This window comes from Leclercia barmai (assembly GCF_049312895.1).
GTDB lineage: Bacteria > Pseudomonadota > Gammaproteobacteria > Enterobacterales > Enterobacteriaceae > Enterobacter > Enterobacter barmai.
Map to the genome: position 1 here is coordinate 806398 of NZ_JBMNWZ010000002.1, position 18019 is coordinate 824416.

16 protein-coding genes are annotated in these 18019 nt (G+C 58.1%); 7 read left to right on the plus strand and 9 right to left on the minus strand.

Translation table 11 applies throughout. From position 1 onward, the window contains the following. Positions 1–96 precede the first annotated feature (96 nt). On the minus strand, positions 97–672 hold the full coding sequence (gene nudK, locus ACOYA6_RS12125) for a GDP-mannose pyrophosphatase NudK (protein ID WP_039029780.1): 576 nt from the start codon (positions 670–672) through the stop codon (positions 97–99). A gap of 65 nt (positions 673–737) precedes the next feature. Further along, the gene (gene aegA / locus ACOYA6_RS12130; protein WP_422654762.1) at positions 738–2687 is read right to left on the minus strand and encodes a formate-dependent uric acid utilization protein AegA; all 1950 of its coding nucleotides are present in this window, start codon (positions 2685–2687) and stop codon (positions 738–740) included. Positions 2688–2885: 198 nt separating this feature from the next. On the opposite strand from aegA, the gene narQ reads away from it, so the two are divergent. Together narQ and acrD are read left to right on the plus strand one after the other, a co-directional pair. Further along, a complete protein-coding gene (gene narQ / locus ACOYA6_RS12135) occupies positions 2886–4580 on the plus strand; it encodes a nitrate/nitrite two-component system sensor histidine kinase NarQ (RefSeq protein WP_039029675.1) in 1695 nt (564 codons plus the stop codon). Between the two features lie 200 nt (positions 4581–4780). Then, the gene (acrD, locus tag ACOYA6_RS12140) at positions 4781–7894 is read left to right on the plus strand and encodes a multidrug efflux RND transporter permease AcrD (RefSeq protein WP_039029676.1); all 3114 of its coding nucleotides are present in this window, start codon (positions 4781–4783) and stop codon (positions 7892–7894) included. A gap of 106 nt (positions 7895–8000) precedes the next feature. Here acrD and ypfM read toward each other — a convergent pair whose 3' ends face one another. Further along, positions 8001–8060, minus strand: a complete 60-nt coding sequence (gene ypfM, locus ACOYA6_RS12145) for a protein YpfM (protein WP_015572204.1) — start codon at positions 8058–8060, stop codon at positions 8001–8003. A gap of 389 nt (positions 8061–8449) precedes the next feature. On the opposite strand from ypfM, the gene ACOYA6_RS12150 reads away from it, so the two are divergent. From ACOYA6_RS12150 to ACOYA6_RS12160, 3 genes are read left to right on the plus strand one after another with little or no spacing between them, the layout of a single operon-like run. Next, complete coding sequence (locus ACOYA6_RS12150; protein ID WP_138369783.1) at positions 8450–8806, plus strand: ArsC family reductase; 357 nt, start codon at positions 8450–8452, stop codon at positions 8804–8806. A gap of 3 nt (positions 8807–8809) precedes the next feature. Then, positions 8810–9937, plus strand: a complete 1128-nt coding sequence (gene dapE, locus ACOYA6_RS12155; protein WP_039029678.1) for a succinyl-diaminopimelate desuccinylase — start codon at positions 8810–8812, stop codon at positions 9935–9937. Between the two features lie 26 nt (positions 9938–9963). Next, on the plus strand, positions 9964–10161 hold the full coding sequence (locus ACOYA6_RS12160; protein ID WP_039029679.1) for a YpfN family protein: 198 nt from the start codon (positions 9964–9966) through the stop codon (positions 10159–10161). Between the two features lie 38 nt (positions 10162–10199). Here the strand turns inward: ACOYA6_RS12160 and ypfH are convergent, their stop codons facing one another. From ypfH to dapA, 6 genes are all read right to left on the minus strand, one after another. Then, positions 10200–10895 (minus strand): esterase, encoded by a 696-nt coding sequence (ypfH, locus tag ACOYA6_RS12165; RefSeq protein ID WP_422654763.1) that lies wholly within the window; start codon positions 10893–10895, stop codon positions 10200–10202. A gap of 73 nt (positions 10896–10968) precedes the next feature. Further along, a complete protein-coding gene (locus ACOYA6_RS12170; protein ID WP_422654792.1) occupies positions 10969–12969 on the minus strand; it encodes a tRNA(Met) cytidine acetyltransferase TmcA in 2001 nt (666 codons plus the stop codon). A gap of 15 nt (positions 12970–12984) precedes the next feature. Further along, positions 12985–13854, minus strand: a complete 870-nt coding sequence (ypfJ, locus tag ACOYA6_RS12175) for a KPN_02809 family neutral zinc metallopeptidase (RefSeq protein WP_039029682.1) — start codon at positions 13852–13854, stop codon at positions 12985–12987. Positions 13855–13977: 123 nt separating this feature from the next. Further along, on the minus strand, positions 13978–14691 hold the full coding sequence (gene purC, locus ACOYA6_RS12180) for a phosphoribosylaminoimidazolesuccinocarboxamide synthase (RefSeq protein WP_139563344.1): 714 nt from the start codon (positions 14689–14691) through the stop codon (positions 13978–13980). Positions 14692–14801: 110 nt separating this feature from the next. Next, positions 14802–15836, minus strand: coding sequence for an outer membrane protein assembly factor BamC (gene bamC, locus ACOYA6_RS12185; RefSeq protein WP_223073666.1), 1035 nt, complete (start codon positions 15834–15836; stop codon positions 14802–14804). 16 nt (positions 15837–15852) lie between these two features. Further along, a complete protein-coding gene (gene dapA, locus ACOYA6_RS12190) occupies positions 15853–16731 on the minus strand; it encodes a 4-hydroxy-tetrahydrodipicolinate synthase (RefSeq protein WP_138369780.1) in 879 nt (292 codons plus the stop codon). Between the two features lie 145 nt (positions 16732–16876). On the opposite strand from dapA, the gene ACOYA6_RS12195 reads away from it, so the two are divergent. Both ACOYA6_RS12195 and bcp read left to right on the plus strand, forming a co-directional pair. Then, positions 16877–17446, plus strand: coding sequence for a glycine cleavage system transcriptional repressor (locus tag ACOYA6_RS12195; protein WP_039029686.1), 570 nt, complete (start codon positions 16877–16879; stop codon positions 17444–17446). Then, positions 17446–17916, plus strand: a complete 471-nt coding sequence (gene bcp, locus ACOYA6_RS12200; protein ID WP_039029687.1) for a thioredoxin-dependent thiol peroxidase — start codon at positions 17446–17448, stop codon at positions 17914–17916. Before ACOYA6_RS12195 ends, bcp begins: the two co-directional genes overlap by 1 nt. Positions 17917–18019 lie beyond the last annotated feature (103 nt).

Sequence of the window (18019 nt, forward strand, 5' to 3'; positions counted from 1 at the left end):
GACAGACAGACCGTATCTTCCTGCTCATAACGGGGTAGCTCAATCAGATTTATCGGATAGATTTATATAAAATACATCTTATTAACGGTAATAAGATCAAGCCATTAACCCGGAACTTTGCAAATATTGCAATAATATCACCGTTTTGCCGTCCCGTATTTCACCCGATTGTATCATCGCAAGTGCCTGAACGAAGGGCAGTTCCAGCACCTCAATCTCTTCATCTTCAATCCCGCCGCCCTCCCCGGCGCGCCGGGCGTCGCTGTATTCCGCCACGAAGAAATGGACGATTTCCGTCACCCCACCCGGGGACATATAGAGCTCAAACACTTTACGCGCCTCGCCGACCACGAAGCCGGTCTCCTCAACCGCCTCTTTGCGAATGCACACTTCCGGCTCGTCGTTGTCCAGCAGCCCGGCGCAGGCTTCAATCAGGCGTCCGTCGGGGTTGCCGTTCACCCAGGTGGCGATGCGGAACTGGCGGATCAGCACCACGCTCTTCTTCTCACGGTTATAGAGCAGGACCGTGGCACCGTTGCCGCGATCGTAAACTTCGCGTTTGTGGCGCACCACTTCGCCGTTACGCCGCGTCAGGTCGTAGGTAAGGTTACGCAGGATGAAATAGTTATCCGAAAGGCACTTGTCTTTAATTAGTTCAATTTTCACGGTAATACGGGCTCCGTTGCGCATCATGCCGGTCATACTACGCTGCGAAGCCCGCATTGTCGCCCGTCGGGTTAATGGATGACTCCAAGCCAGTCGGCGATCCCTTGGGCGGCATGTCGCCCTTCGGCCATCGCCGTCACCACCAGGTCGGCGCCGCGCACCGCGTCGCCACCGGCAAAGATCTGCGGGTTGCTGGTCTGATAGCGGTAGCGTGATTCGACGCTGGCGGCAATCCGCCCCCAGTCATCCACCTCCACACCCTGCGCCTGCAGCCAGGGCATCGCATGGGGGTTAAAGCCGAAGGCCATAATCACCGCATCGGCAGGCATGACAAACTCGCTGCCCTCAACCGGCACCGGACGGCGGCGGCCCTGGGCGTCGGGTTCACCCAGTCGGGTGCGCAGCAGGCGGATGCCGTTTACCCGGCCATTATCATCAAGGGTCAACTCCACCGGCTGGACGTTGAATTCAAAAGTCGCGCCTTCTTCTTTAGCGTTCTTAACCTCTTTCTTCGAGCCCGGCATGTTGGCTTCATCCCGGCGATAGGCGCAGGTCACGTTTGCCGCCCCGTGACGCAGGGCGGTACGCACGCAGTCCATCGCCGTATCGCCGCCCCCCAGCACCACCACGTTCAGCCCGGCGGTATCAACAAAGGGTTCATCCGCTGATGACGGCAGTCCCATCAGCTGGCGGGTATTGCCCACCAGGAACGGTAAGGCATCGTAGACCCCCGGGGCATCCTCATGAGGAATGCCCGCTTTCATCGAGCGGTAGGTGCCCACGCCGACAAACAGGGCGTCGTAATCGCTGAGCAACTGCGTAAGCCGGATGTCTTTGCCCACTTCGCAGTTGAGCTCAAAGCGGATGCCCATGCCGGTGAAGATCTCCCGGCGGCGGGCCAGCAGGGATTTATCCAGCTTAAAGGCCGGAATGCCGAAGGTGAGCAGGCCGCCGATTTCCGGATGACGGTCAAATACCGTGACGCCGATCCCGCGGCGGATCAACGCGTCGGCGCAGGCCAGCCCGGCAGGTCCGGCCCCGATAATCGCCACCTTTTTATTGACCGGCGTGACCTGGCTTAGATCCGGCCGCCAGCCTTTGGCCAGCGCCTGATCCGAAATATAGCGCTCGATGTTGCCGATGGTCACCGACCCGGCCACGTCGCGCACCGTGCAGGCCCCTTCGCAGAGTTTGTCCTGCGGGCAGACCCGGCCCGTGATTTCCGGCAGGCAGTTGGTCTGATGGGATAACTCTACCGCAGCGTCGATATCCCCCGCTTTTACCCGCTCGATCCACTGGGGAATATGGTTGTGCAGCGGGCAGGTCCATTCGCAGATCGAATGCTCGCCACACTTCAGGCAGCGGTCTGCCTCCCGCTGCGCCTGCGCCGGGCGGAACGGCAGATAGATTTCGTCAAAATTACCCGCCCGCGCTTCGGGGGTGAGCTTATCCGGCTCGCCGCGCGCTGGCAGCCCGTTCATCTGCTCGCGTTTGCTAAAGGTTTTGCTCACGCTCGCCGACCGGGTCTGCCACGGCTGGGCCTCATGCCGCGCGGTGCGCAGTCGTCGGGCACGAGCCAGCTGGTTCAGGTTATCGGGGGTGACCAGCGACAGGGCATCTGCCGGGCAACTCTCCACGCAGGCGGGGCCCTGCGGGCGTTCAGGGCAGAGATCGCACTTCTGGGCAGTGGCCGCAAGGGGCGTGGTAACGATCTCCATGGTGCCAAACGGGCAGGCAACCACGCAGGCTTTACAGCCGATACATTTTTGTCCTTCCACCTGCACGCTGGCATCCACCCGGCTGATGGCCCCGTTCGGGCAGCTCTGCATGCAGGGGGCGTTTTCACAGTGATGGCAGGTGACGGCGCTGCGCTTACTGCCCTCTTTCACCACCGTGATGCGAGGGGTAAACTGGCGCTGGCTGAGGACGTGTTGCTCATTATTATGTGCCATGACGCAAGCGACCTCGCAGGCATAGCATCCAATACATTGCTGGCTATTTGCCATAATAAAACGGTTCATGACGATTCCCTTGCAGGCTCTGATAACCATTATTCTTTTAATGGAATAGTGTATTTACCCACCGCAACGGTAACAGGCAATGTTCATTTGCCCAGGAACGGGAAATATTTCGCCTGAACCTGTGTCAGATCAATTAATTTCATCGCCAGTGAAATTACGTTTCATTCCTTTAAAACAAGGCTTATCAGGACGCGATTAGTGAGAGTTAAACAACCTGTTTCACGCAGCCTTGCCCGGGCCTTTTTCTCCATCATCGCCCTCTCTCTGCTGACCAGCGCCATCGCGCTGTTTACCCTCGCCAGCGGGCAGCGTGATGCCGAGGCGATCAACCTGGCCGGCTCGTTGCGAATGCAGAGCTATCGCCTGGGATACGATATCCAGCGGGGCAGCGTCGACCTGCTGCCGCATCGCAAAATCTGGCAGCAAACCCTGAACGCCCCTGCCCTGCTCACCCTGAAAAGCTGGTATGTGCCGGACGAGGTAAAGGAGCGCTATCGCCAGCTGCAGATCTCATGGCAGGCGGTGGATCAGAAACTCGCCCAGGGTGATTACGTCTGGTATCAGGGCCAGATGGACGCATACGTGGCGCGTATCGACGCTTTTGTTCTCTCCCTGCAGCACTACGCCGAACATAAGATCCGGCTGGTGTTCGCCATCTCCCTGGCGGGCGGGACGGGTATTTTCCTGCTGGTGTTTATCACCCTGCGCCGGATCCGCCGGCAGGTGGTCGCCCCGCTCAATCACCTGGTGACCTCCAGCCTGCAAATCGAGCAAGGCCACTTTGATACCCCGGTGCCGGATACCGATCTGCCCAACGAGCTTGGCCTGCTCTCCCGCACCTTCAATCATATGTCGACGGAACTGCACAGCCTGTACCGCTCGCTGGAGAGTTCGGTTGAGGAGAAGACGCACCATCTGCACGAAGCCCACCAGCAGCTGGAGATGCTGTTTACCTGCTCCCAGGCGCTGAATACCGGCAAGATAGACAGCCACTGCTTCCGCAACATCCTGCACATAGTCTGCGAATATACCGGGATAAATTATCTGGCCCTGCACACCAGCGACGGCTGGCAGATGCAGGAGGGCGAAGCCGCACCGCATCTCGACACCCAGGTGCTGCCGGTGGTGATGCTGGAGACCCGCTTCGGCGAACTGCGCTGGCAAAGCGCGCAGCGCGCCGTTCCGGTGCCGCTGATGAAGAGCGTCGCGACGATGCTTGGCCGGGGCCTGTTTTCCAACCAGGCGCAGAAGCACTATCACCAGCTGCTGCTGATGGAGGAGCGCGCCACCATCGCCCGCGAGCTGCATGATTCCCTGGCGCAGGTGCTCTCTTATCTGCGCATCCAGCTGACGCTGCTTAAACATGCGGTACCGGAGGAGAACGAAACGGCGCAGGCGATCATCACCGATTTCTCCCGGGCGCTGAATGCCGCCTACCGCCAGCTGCGCGAACTGCTTACCACCTTCCGCCTGACGCTGAACCAGGCCAATCTGCCTGCCGCCCTGCAGGAGACGCTGGAGGATTTACAAAAACAGACCGCCGCCCGGCTGAGCCTCGACTGCCAGCTTTCGTCGCTGGCGCTGGATGCGCAGATGCAGGTGCACCTGCTGCAGATTGTCCGGGAGGCGGTGCTGAACGCCATCAAGCATGCGCAGGCCAGCGAGATTACGGTCAGCTGCGTCACCGACCCGGACGGCAGCCACAGGGTGACTGTTCGTGATAACGGCATCGGGATTGGCGATGCCAGCGAACCGCCGGGTCACTACGGCCTGAACATTATGCGCGAGCGCGCCGACCGCCTGGGGGGAACCCTGAGCTTCTCGCAGCCGCCGGACGGCGGTACCCAGGTCAGCGTGAGTTTTCGCTCTTTAACCACCACCGAGGGTAAATAACGGTAAAAACAGCCGGGGAGTCATCTTTCAGCCGCGCGGATGAACAATACTCACCGCTGCACAACGGGCGATGGCGCGGAGAAAGCGCATGATAATTTACATTATCTCCTTTATTTCTCCACGTTTGACATCCCCCTTACCGCTAGAGTTATGCGGGCTATAAACAATTACGACGCGCAGCAAAACGAGGTCCTACTTTAATGGCGAATTTTTTCATCGATCGCCCCATTTTTGCCTGGGTGCTGGCAATTCTGTTGTGTCTGACCGGCACGCTGGCTATTTTTTCCCTTCCCGTTGAGCAGTATCCCGATCTGGCTCCGCCTAACGTGCGGATCACGGCCAACTATCCGGGAGCATCCGCGCAAACCCTGGAGAACACCGTCACCCAGGTGATTGAGCAGAACATGACGGGCCTCGACAACCTGATGTACATGTCGTCCCAGAGCAGCGCCACCGGCCAGGCGTCGATAACCCTGAGCTTTACCGCGGGCGCCGACCCGGATGAAGCGGTGCAACAGGTGCAGAACCAGCTGCAGTCGGCCATGCGTAAGCTGCCGCAGGCGGTTCAGAATCAGGGCGTGACGGTGCGTAAAACCGGCGATACCAACATCCTGACCATTGCGTTTGTCTCCACTGACGGCTCAATGGATAAGCAGGATATCGCCGACTATGTCGCCAGTAATATTCAGGATCCGCTGAGCCGTATCAACGGCGTGGGGGATATCGACGCCTACGGGTCGCAATACTCGATGCGTATCTGGCTCGATCCGGCGAAGCTCAACAGCTTCCAGATGACCGCGAAAGACGTCACCGACGCCATCGAATCACAGAACGCGCAGATTGCGGTGGGTCAGCTGGGCGGAACGCCGTCCGTGGACAAGCAGGCGCTGAATGCCACCATTAACTCCCAGTCGCTGTTGCAGACCCCGCAGCAGTTCCGCGATATCACCCTGCGCGTCAATCAGGATGGATCCGAGGTGCGTCTGGGGGATGTTGCCACCGTAGAGATGGGGGCCGAGAAGTACGATTACCTGAGCCGCTTTAACGGCAAAGCGGCCTCCGGGCTGGGCGTTAAGCTGGCCTCCGGCGCTAACGAGATGGCCACCGCGGAGCTGGTGATCGACCGTCTCGATGAGCTGTCGCACTATTTTCCCCACGGGCTGGAATACAAAATCGCCTACGAGACCACCTCGTTCGTGAAGGCCTCCATTGAAGATGTGGTGAAAACCCTGCTGGAAGCCATCGCCCTGGTATTCCTGGTGATGTATCTGTTCCTGCAAAACTTCCGCGCAACGCTGATCCCGACCATCGCCGTTCCGGTGGTGTTGATGGGCACCTTCACGGTGCTCTACGCCTTTGGCTACAGCATTAATACCCTCACCATGTTCGCGATGGTGCTGGCGATAGGCCTGCTGGTGGATGACGCCATCGTGGTGGTGGAGAACGTCGAACGTATCATGAGCGAAGAGGGACTCTCGCCCCGTGAAGCCACACGGAAATCGATGAAGCAGATCCAGGGCGCGCTGGTGGGTATCGCCATGGTGCTGTCGGCGGTCTTTGTGCCGATGGCCTTCTTCGGCGGCACCACCGGGGCGATCTACCGCCAGTTCTCAATAACCATCGTTGCGGCGATGGTGCTGTCGGTGCTGGTGGCGATGATCCTCACCCCGGCGCTGTGCGCCACCCTGCTTAAGCCGCTGCATAAGGGCGAGCAGCACGGTCAGAAAGGGTTCTTCGGCTGGTTCAACCGCATGTTTAACCGCAACGCAGCGCGCTACGAAGCGGGCGTGGGGCGGATCCTGCAACGCAGCCTGCGCTGGATGCTGATCTACGTTCTGCTGCTGGGGGGCATGGTCTTTATGTTCCTGCGCCTGCCCACCTCGTTCCTGCCACTGGAAGACCGGGGCATGTTTATCACCTCGGTACAGTTACCGAGCGGCTCGACCCAGCAGCAGACCCTGAAGGTGGTGCAGCAGGTGGAGTCGTACTTCTTTAACCAGGAGAAAGACAACGTGCTGTCGGTCTTTGCCACCGTGGGCTCCGGCCCCGGCGGGAACGGGCAGAACGTGGCGCGTATGTTTGTCCGCCTGAAAGACTGGGATGAGCGTGATGCCAAAACCGGCAGCTCGTTCGCCATTATCGAGCGCGCCACCAAAGCCTTCAGCCACATAAAAGAGGCGCGGGTTTTTGCCAGCAGCCCACCGGCCATTAGCGGGCTCGGCAGCTCGGCAGGCTTTGACATGGAGCTGCAGGATCACGCCGGAGCCGGTCATGACGCCCTGATGGCCGCCCGCGACCGGCTGCTGGAGCTGGCCGGGGAAGAGCCTTCCCTGACCCGCGTGCGCCACAACGGTCTGGACGACAGCCCGCAGCTGCAAATCGATATCGATCAGCGCAAAGCGCAGGCGCTGGGCGTCTCCATCGACGACATCAACGACACCCTGCAAACCGCGTGGGGCTCGAGCTACGTGAACGACTTTATGGATCGTGGCCGCGTGAAGAAGGTCTATGTCCAGTCGGCGGCTAAATACCGCATGCTGCCGGATGATATCAACCTGTGGTATGTGCGCAATAAAGACGGAGGCATGGTGCCCTTCTCGGCCTTTGCCACCTCGCGCTGGGAGACCGGTTCACCGCGTCTGGAGCGCTATAACGGCTACGCTGCGGTAGAGATTGTCGGGGAAGCCGCGCCGGGCGTCAGCACCGGTACCGCCATGGATACGATGGAAAATCTGGTGCAGCAGCTGCCTGCCGGGTTTGGCCTCGAGTGGACCGCCATGTCCTATCAGGAGCGCCTCTCGGGTGCCCAGGCTCCGGCATTGTATGCCCTGTCGCTGCTGGTGGTGTTCCTGTGTCTGGCCGCGCTGTATGAGAGCTGGTCGGTGCCGTTCTCGGTGATGCTGGTGGTTCCACTGGGGGTGATCGGCGCTCTGCTCGCCACCTGGATGCGCGGCCTGGAAAATGACGTCTACTTCCAGGTGGGGCTGTTAACGGTCATCGGCCTGTCGGCGAAGAACGCCATTCTGATTGTCGAGTTCGCCAACGAGATGAATGAAAAAGGTCACGACCTGATGGCCGCGACCCTCGAAGCCTGTCGCCAGCGTCTGCGGCCTATTCTGATGACCTCCCTGGCGTTCGTCTTTGGCGTGCTGCCGATGGCAACCAGCTCCGGTGCGGGGTCCAGCAGTCAGCATGCGGTGGGTACCGGGGTGATGGGCGGGATGATCTCGGCGACGATCCTCGCCATTTACTTCGTGCCGCTGTTCTTTGTTCTGGTGCGTCGACGTTTCCCGTTAAAGGAACGACAGAAATAAGCTACTGAAAATAAAAAAGGCGTCCTTACCGGACGCCTTTTTTGTGTGTTTATTTTCACACTATTGTTATTAACTAATTAAGTGCTCTTGCAATTCTTGCTGAATGTCATTTACGAAGCATGCCTTCGATAAAATCTTTCCAGTTCCCCAGTTCACGTTCAATCATAACTACCTCTCTTATTATTATGGGCCATTCTACGAGAATATATCATCATTGTGAAGACTTTTTAATCAGTGGTACTGCTCTACCCCCGTTGGTACGACTGGCTTGTAGATAATATGGGTCCTTCTCCATAAATTTTATGTGACCAACTGCAATATTTTGAAATAACCTTGATCGAGGGTGAGATGTTTATTTACTCCCTGTTCTTACTAAACTTTTTCGCCGTTGGACTTCTATGCGATAAAGATGAAATAATATTCATGACCTGTGCACTATTTATGCCGCGGTTGAATATTCAATAATGTAATAAAACAAATGTGTTATATTTCCGCAAACCTTTAATCATCGAAAATACTGAGCAAACGCCCACTTTTAAGACAAAAGGATTCACCATGACCACCCTGTACGGCATCAAAAATTGCGACACCATTAAAAAAGCCCGCCGCTGGCTGGAGCAGAACAACGTTGACTACCGTTTTCACGATTATCGCGCTGACGGCCTTGATGCTGATTTGATGCAGAAGTTCATCGCCGAGCTCGGCTGGGAAGCCCTGCTGAACACCCGCGGCACCACCTGGCGTAAACTGGATGAATCCCTGCGCGCCAGCATCAACAATGCGGACAGCGCAGCGGCGTTAATGCTTGAAATGCCTGCAATCATCAAACGCCCATTGCTCTGGACGCCCGGTAAGCCTATGCTGCTGGGTTTCAACGAAAATCAATACCAAACCTATTTTATTGAGGTGTAGTCTATGTCATGCCCGGTCATTGAGCTGACTCAGCAGCTTATTCGCCGCCCTTCCCTGAGCCCCGATGATGCGGGTTGTCAGGCTCTGATGATCGAACGCCTGCGGGCGATTGGTTTTACCGTCGAACCGATGGATTTTGGCGACACGCAAAATTTCTGGGCCTGGCGCGGTCAGGGTGAAACGCTGGCGTTTGCCGGCCATACCGATGTAGTGCCAGCCGGGGATGCCGACCGCTGGATCAATCCGCCTTTCGAACCGACCATCCGCGACGGCATGCTGTTTGGCCGCGGCGCGGCGGACATGAAAGGCTCCCTGGCGGCGATGGTGGTTGCCGCCGAACGTTTCGTGGCGCAATACCCGAACCATAAAGGCCGTCTGGCGTTCTTGATCACCTCTGATGAAGAGGCCAGCGCTAAAAACGGCACCGTGAAGGTGGTTGAAACGCTGATGGCGCGCAACGAACGTCTGGATTACTGCCTGGTGGGCGAGCCGTCCAGCACCGAAGTGGTGGGTGACGTGGTCAAAAATGGCCGTCGCGGCTCCATCACCTGTAACCTGACCATTCACGGCGTACAGGGTCATGTGGCCTATCCGCATCTGGCCGACAATCCGGTACATCGCGCCGCCCCGATGCTCAACGAGCTGGTCGGGATCGAATGGGATAAGGGCAACGACTATTTCCCCCCGACCAGCATGCAGATTGCCAACATCCAGGCCGGTACCGGCAGCAACAACGTTATCCCTGGCGATCTGTTTGTGCAGTTTAACTTCCGCTTCAGCACCGAGCTGACGGACGAAATGATCAAAGCCCGCGTGGTGGCCCTGCTGGAAAAACACCAGCTGCGCTACAGCATCGACTGGTGGCTGTCCGGCCAGCCGTTCCTGACCGGACGCGGTAAGCTGGTGGATGCGGTGGTTAACGCTATCGCGCACTATAATGAAATTAAACCGCAACTGCTGACCACAGGCGGTACCTCTGATGGTCGCTTTATTGCCCGCATGGGTGCACAGGTGGTCGAACTTGGGCCGGTGAACGCCACGATTCATAAAATCAATGAATGCGTGAACGCCGCAGATTTGCAACTGCTGGCCCGTATGTATCAACGTATCATGGAGCAGCTCGTCGCCTGACGGTTGCCCCAAAGAAGGATAAGCGAATGGACTGGCTGGCTAAATACTGGTGGATCCTGGTACTGGTTTTTCTGGTAGGCGTGCTGCTGAACGTGATCAAGGATCTCAAGCGCGTTGACCATAAGAAATTCCTCGCCAACAAACCTGAACTCCCTCCCCACCGTGATTTTAATGACAAGTGGGATGATGAAGACGACTGGCCGAAGAAAGACCAGAAGAAGTAACGCCTTCACCCTCTCCCCGACGGGGAGAGGGTTATCCGCTAAAAGAATTCAACAATATCGTCATCATTCGGCTTGCCGCCGCTGAGCGCTTCATCGAAGTAGTGTTTCGGCACGGTATACCGCAGGTGATCCAGCGCAAACTGAACGCTGCGATCGTCAATGGCGTGGCCCAGATCGTCGACAATATCCAGCGTCACATCGCCCCCTGCGCGGATCAGCGCTTCCTGAGCGGCAACCGCATGGGAAAGCTCGATCACGCGATCTTCCCCGCCGTGGATCAGATGGATAGTGGTCTTCGTGGTCGCCTGCTCGGGCAAGGTCGCATAGCGACCGTTGAAAGCAATCACCCGAGAGACCAGGCCCGGCTCCGCCTTTATGCTCTCCAGCGCCATGATCGCGCCCTGAGAAAAACCAATCAGCGCGGTGGCATCTGACTTCACCCCGCTCTGCTGCTGCCAGTAACGCACCGTTTCGACAAAGGTCGGCATGATGGCATCCACCCGCCCCTGACGGCTCTCTTCGGTCACGTCCTGCACCGAAAACCACTGGCGACCGTTCGGGCCGCACGGCTGTGGACCGCCCACGCTGACCACCAGAGCGTCGGGAAACAGCGGCGCAAACCAGCTGCCAACCTGCCCCATATTGACCGGGTTATCGCCGACGCCATGAAACAGCAGCAGCAGCTGTTTGGCCGGTTTATCGGGGCTCTGGACAACAAAATGGTCATGTTTCATGGCAGTCTCCTTAATTGATAAGCGGGATTCTACGCCTGACAGGCAGAATGAACATGCCAGTTTACTGATGAAGTCATTGAAAAAATTGCCATTGCAAAACAGTCTGTTTCAGCTCCTGACAGCGGGGGTTGTCCAGCTGGGCCAGCGCCTGACCCGCCTCGCTGCGCAGATAACTCAACAACGCCTTGCGCCCGCTCAGCCCCAACAGTTGGCTCAGGTCGCTGTCGTCCATGCCCTGCCCGATTTTGCCCCGCAGGCCGGTCAGCGGCAGATCCGCGGTGTTCAGCAATCGCGTCAGGCTGGCGAGCGACGCCGTGAGCGGGCGGTGCGCAAAAGCAAACCCGGCCAGCTCAAGCCAGTCATCATCATTAAGGGTAGCTTCCTCTGCAGGCTGTACCGGGATCTTTTCACCGTTCCAGCGCTCAATTACCGCAGCATCGCGGCACAGCCGATGATGCTCACGCTGGCACAGCGCCTGCCCCGCCGCGCTGAGCGGCAGGATCGCCATCGCCGTGAAGCAGCCACTGCTGGCTTCGCGGTGACTGCCCATGCGTACCAGCACAAATCCACAGCGCTGCCAGAAGCGCCACAGCTCGTCGGTGTAGCCGAAGCTGACGGAAAGGTAGTCGAGGCTCTCCTGCTGGCGGCTACTGGCCACCAGCGCCTGACCAATGCCTTCACGCTGGCGGGCAGGATGGACGGCCACCCGGGTTACCCGTCGGGCGGTGAGCGTCGCCGCCTGAGGTGAGCCGCCGTGGGCTGCTAAAGATTGCGCCACCAGATTACCGCGCGGACGCCGGTAGCCCGCCCACACCGCCTGGCTGAGCGCCGGGCTCAGACCGCCCTCCTCCACCAGCCACAGCGCGCCGCAGACGCTCTCCCCGGCGCGGGCGACGGCAAAATGCTGCCCGGGGGCATCCATCATGCGCCGCAGATCCAAGGGTGACGTTCGGTAGTGGGCGGCGCAGAGCAGTTTGTAGACGGCGGTCGGCAGCGCGGGCTCGCGGCTCCAGGCCTCCTGCTCCAGCGGCATATAACTGATTCCGCCCTGCGGAACGCGGTCGTCGGGCTCATCATCAAACAGCAGGACATCCGCAATAATGCGCTCCAGCGGACAGCCTGCGGCCCAGCGCACCGGGGCGGAGAGCGTGAAGTAACGCAGCCCGGCAAAACGGGCGCAGAATTTCAGTAAAAAGCCCCGGCCGGTGCCTTCGTAGCCCTGCACCGTAGTGGTGAGCAGAACGCGAGGGAAGCGCGTCACCAGCCTCTCGAGCAGCGGGCCGGAAATGGCTGCCGCCTCATCGACAATCAGCCAGTCGGCGTGCAGATCCGAAGCCAGCAGCGCATCCGGGGCGATAAAGTGGTAGCGCTCGCCGCCAAAGCGGGCAATGACCTCCGTCGCCGCTCTGGCGGGGGCGGTGACAATGGCGTTGCCGGCAATGCGCTGCAACAGCATGCCCGCCAGCGCCGATTTGCCGCGCCCGCGCGGGGCGGTCACGGCGGCGACGCCTTCGGGCATCGTCATGAGTTGGTCGAGAACAGCCGCCTGCTCGCTCTGCGGTTCGCCGCTGGCCGGGTGCCAGGCGGGTGCCGGTGCGGATGGCGTAAAGCTAAAAGGCTCGCCCTGCTGCCAGCGTAATACCAGCGGATCGCGCAGGATGTGGCGGCAGAAGCGGTGAATAAAACGCGGCGTGGGGATGGGCTGCGGGCTGTCGCTCCAGCGCAGTGAATCCTGGTCGGATTCCTGCGGCCAGCGCGCCAGATCGGGCGTGAGTAATACCAGCACGCTTCCGGCACGCAGCGTGCCCGCCACGGCGGCAAACGCCGAGACGTCAAAGCCCTGTCGGGCATCGAAGATAGCATGGAGAAACTCGCGGCCCAGCAGTTGATGCAGCGCCTGCGGCGCGCAGGAAGGCGATGGCGGGGCGTCAGGGCCAATCCACAGCCAGTCCCCGGGATAGTGCCCTTTCAGCAGCAGCGCCTGCTGCTGCGTCCAGTTTTCATCTCCACTCAGCACCAGCAGCCGCCGGTGCCCCTCCCGCGCCAGTTGTTCAGGCAGGCCTGATAAATTCATCCCTGACATTGAGGATCAGATTGCCTTGCCGAAGGTATTGCATTGCGCCGGATCGCCGCCGTCAAAACCTTTTTTGAACCAGCTGTAGCGCTGTTCCGACGTGCCGTGGGTAAAGCTGTCCGGCACGACATGACCCTGACTTTGCTTTTGCAAACGGTCATCGCCAATGGCGTGGGCTGCGTTAAGCGCCTCTTCCAGATCGCCCGCTTCCAGCACCCCCTCCTGCTGCATACTGTGGCCCCAGACGCCGGCAAAGCAGTCGGCCTGCAGTTCCATGCGCACTGACAGGGCATTCACCTCTTTCTCGCTGGCATTCTGCTGAAGCTGGCGAACTTTAGGCTCAATCCCGAGCAGTTTTTGCACGTGATGGCCCACTTCATGGGCGATGACGTAGCCCTGGGCAAAGTCGCCGTCGGCGCCCAGTTTGCGTTTCATGTCATCGTAGAAGGAGAGATCGATATAGACGGTAGAATCAGCAGGACAGTAGAACGGCCCCATCACCGATTGCCCGGTACCGCAGCCGGTGCGCGTGGCGCCGCGATACATCACCAGCTTCGGCTGCTGGTAGGTCCGGCCCATTTTGTCGAACAGCTGGCCCCAGGTATCTTCCGTTGTAGCGAGGATCACCGAGGTAAACTTCGCCGCTTCATCTTCGTTCGGGCTGATGGATCGCGGAGATTGATACTGTTGCTGCTGCATCGGTTGCCCGGTCAGCAAGCCGCTGAGGTCGACGCCGTAGTAGCCCGCCACCACCACAACCAGCAGGATAATGATGCCGCCCTTGCCGCCAGGTAAACGAAAACCCGGGCCGCCCATGGATGGGCCACCGCCGCCACTACGTCTGTCTTCTACATTGTCGCTTTCGCGACGTCCTTGCCAACGCATAACCACCTCGAAAAATATCATCCTAATAATAGGTAGATCGTAGGCGGTTCGGGACAAGATTACCACTGGAAACAGGGGTGAGATGCCAGAGGACCTTTCGCTCCCCTGGCAGAAAAGGCAGGATTAGTCGAGATTGACGCCCAGACGGTGGGCAACGGCTTCATACGCTTCGATTACGCCGCCGAGGCTTTGGCGGAAGCGGTCTTTGTCCATTTTATCCAGGGTCTCTTTGTCCCACAGGCGGCTGCCGTCCGGGGAGAATTCATCACCCAGCACCACCTCGCCTTTATACAGTCCGAATTCCAGTTTGAAGTCGACCAGGATCAGGCCCGCGTCGTCAAACAGCTTCTTCAGCACGTCGTTGGCTTTGTAGGTCAGTTCCTGCATGCGCGCCAGGTTCTCTTTGCTCACCCAGCCAAAGGTTTCGCAGTAAGATTCGTTGACCATCGGATCGTGCATGGCGTCGTTTTTCAGGAACAGGTCGAACAGCGGCGGATTCAGCTCGATACCCTCTTCGATACCCAGACGCTTCACCAGGGAGCCCGCGGCGCGGTTACGAACGACACATTCAACCGGCACCATATCCAGCTTCTTCACCAGACACTCCGTATCGGACAGCAACGCTTCCATCTGCGTCGGGATGCCCGCTTCTTCCAGCTTGCTCATAATGAAGTGGTTGAACTTGTTGTTCACCATCCCTTTACGGTCAAACTGCTCAATGCGCGCGCCATCTCCTGCTGACGTATCATTGCGGAACTCGAGCACCAACAGATCCGGGTTTTCCGTGCTGTATACGGTTTTCGCTTTGCCACGATACAACTCAGCTTGCTTCTGCATCTTCATTACTCCTGGTGTGATGATTTGTGTTCAAAACTGGAGATATTATGCCACGCACACGTTTGCGTAGCACGAAAATTAAAAGGGCTGGAGTAACCAGCCCTTTTTTTTTACTTGCTGAAGGCTGCCTGGAGGACAGCGACCAGCGCATCGTTCTGCGACTGGGTCAGCGTATGGCCTTTCGGATCGATAAACTGCAGGCTGCTACGGTTATCCAGATCGCCGACCTGAAGTTTGTAATCGCCAGAGGACAGTCCCGGATCGCGTACGCCCAGCGCTTCCCAACTGCTGTCAGACAGCGGCTTGTAGGTAAGCGTCATGCTGCCGGTTGAACGGGTGCTGTCGGTCACTTTCATGCCGACGCGCTCAAGGGTGGATGGCAGACGCTGCCAGACCTGGTTGAACGGACCACGCACCACCAGCATTGGCAGACCAGTATCGTCGGCAGCGCTCTGCACGTCGAAGGTCGCGCCATTGCGGCTCTGAGCGGCATTAGCAGCGTCGGTGGCGTTCTTGTCGAGACCCGCAGCAATGACGTTAAGCAGTTCGGTGCTGTAACGCTGCATGGATGCCGCGTCTGCAACCGGTTTGCCCGCCTGCTCCAGGTTCAGCAGTTTAACCACCACCGCCTGCTGATAACCCTGAGGTTTAACAGAGACTTGATAGCGTCCACGGTACTGTTGATCTTCGTCCAGACGGTTCCATTCGATCCAGTCTGTCGACAGCGTCTGGCTGGCGTCGTCGCGCTGAGTAATCGCGTAGTTCTTCGACTGAAGGACGCTGACCACCTGCGGCCACAGCGTGGCGTTACGCGCGCTTTCAACCTGCAGCGTTGCGGTATCGCCAGTGAACTGAGTACGCGCCCCGCTCACCAGCGCCAGAGGCTGTGCTGGCGGACGAATATCAAGCGCTTTGCCTACCGCGCCGCTGCCGTTGGTGACCGGAATGTTGTAGTCGCCATTCTGAATCGGCAGGATCATGCCAGCAGGTGCATGAAGTTCAGCAAGCGGCGCGGCATCCAGATAGGATTCGTCACCACTCACCTGGCGCTTGTAGCGTGAATCTGAGCTACAGGCCGCGAGCAGCATAACAAGCGAAACACCCGCAACCTTCGCCAGGCGCGACTTCTGTACTGAGTAAGCCATCAAATCTCCCTAAACTTTACAGCAGACCGGCATGCTTAAGCGCGCTCGTGACCGTTTCGCGACCGTGGTCGGTAATCGGGGTCATTGGCAGGCGCAGCGTATCGGTCGCTACAAGTCCCAACTCCTTACATGCCCATTTCACTGGGATCGGATTGGGTTCGACAAATAATTTGTTGTGCAGCGGCATCAGACGCTGGTTAATCAAGCGCGCTTCATGGAAATGACCGGCCGCAGCCAGTTTACACATTTCAGCCATATCGCGGGCTGCAACGTTGGAGGTCACGGAAATCACGCCGTGGCCACCGAGCTGCATAAAGTCCAGCGAGGTCGCATCATCGCCACTCAGCAGAATAAAGTCGTCTGAAACCAGCTCTTTGATCTGATGAACGCGGCTTAAGTTCCCGGTCGCCTCTTTAATACCGATAATATTTTTTACTTTCGCGAGGCGGCCTACCGTTTCTGGCAGCATATCGCAGCCAGTGCGCGACGGCACATTATACAGAATTTGTGGCAAGTCAGTATGTTCAGCGATGGCTTTGAAATGCTGGAACAAACCTTCCTGGGTCGGGCGGTTGTAGTATGGCGTGACCGTCAGGCAACCTACCACACCACTGTCGTTGAAACGCTGGGTCAGGCTGATGGCTTCCGCGGTCGCGTTGGCGCCCGTACCGGCGATAACCGGGATACGCCCGTCAGCCAGTTCGAGAGTCATCATGACCACTTCGCCATGCTCTTCATGGCTCAACGTTGCAGATTCACCGGTAGTCCCTACCGAAACAATCGCCGAGGTTCCGCTGGCGACATGATAATCAATCAGTTTCTTCAGGCTTGACCGGCAGACATTACCTTTCTCATCCATCGGTGTAACAAGCGCGACAATACTTCCCGTGAACATGGGCCATCCTCTGTGCGTACAAGAGCCTCAATGGTACGTTTGGTGCTGTAATAAAAGCAAGCGACGTGAGGCCTCCAGGTTATTGTATGCCGGTTTTTTTTATGCTTTCCTTAGAAAGACTAAACCACGCAAAGGAAGAACAGGTTTGACAACCTCATCACAACATTACCTGGTTATCACTGCGCTGGGTGCCGACAGGCCGGGGATCGTGAACACCATCACCCGCCACGTCAGTAGCTGCGGCTGCAATATCGAAGACAGCCGCCTGGCGATGCTGGGTGAAGAGTTTACCTTCATCATGCTGCTTTCCGGGTCGTGGAATGCGATCACCTTAATTGAATCGACCCTGCCATTAAAAGGCGCAGAGTTGGATCTGCTGATCGTGATGAAGCGCACCACCGCGCGCCCGCAGCCGGCCCTGCCCGCCACCGTATGGGTGCAGGTGGAAGTGACGGACTCCCCGCATTTAATCGAACGCTTTACCGCCCTGTTTGACAGCCACCAGATGAATATCGCTGAGCTGGTTTCGCGTACTCAGCCGGGTGAAGTCGGCACCGTGCCTAAACTGTTTATTCAGATCACCGCGCACAGCCCGGCGTCGCGCGATGCGTCAAATATCGAGCAAGCGTTCAAAGCCCTCTGTACAGAACTGAATGCGCAAGGCAGTATTAACGTCGTCAATTATTCCCAGCATGAACAGGATGGAGTTGAGTAATGAATCCACTGAAAGCCGGTGACATCGCACCGAAATTTAGCTTGCCCGATCAAGACGGTGAGCAAGTAAATTTAACCGACTTCCAGGGACAGCGTGTACTGGTCTATTTCTACCCGAAAGCCATGACCCCAGGCTGTACCGTACAAGCCTGCGGCTTACGCGATAACATGGACGAGTTGAAAACTGCTGGCGTTGAAGTGCTGGGTATCAGCACCGACAAGCCGGAAAAACTGTCTCGCTTCGCCGAAAAAGAGCTGCTGAACTTCACGCTGCTGTCCGACGAAGATCACCAGGTCTGCAACGCGTTTGGCGTCTGGGGTGAGAAAACCTTTATGGGTAAAACCTATGACGGTATTCACCGCATCAGCTTCCTGATTGACGCTGACGGCAAGGTTGAACACGTGTTTGATGACTTCAAAACCAGCAATCACCATGATGTGGTGCTGGAATGGGTTAAAGCGAACGCCTGAAGGTAAATGCAAAACGGCAACCTGAGTTGCCGTTTTTAGTGTTTGCTCCCTCTCCACGTGGGAGAGGGTCGGGGTGAGGGCGTCAGCCCGCACAAAACCGTAG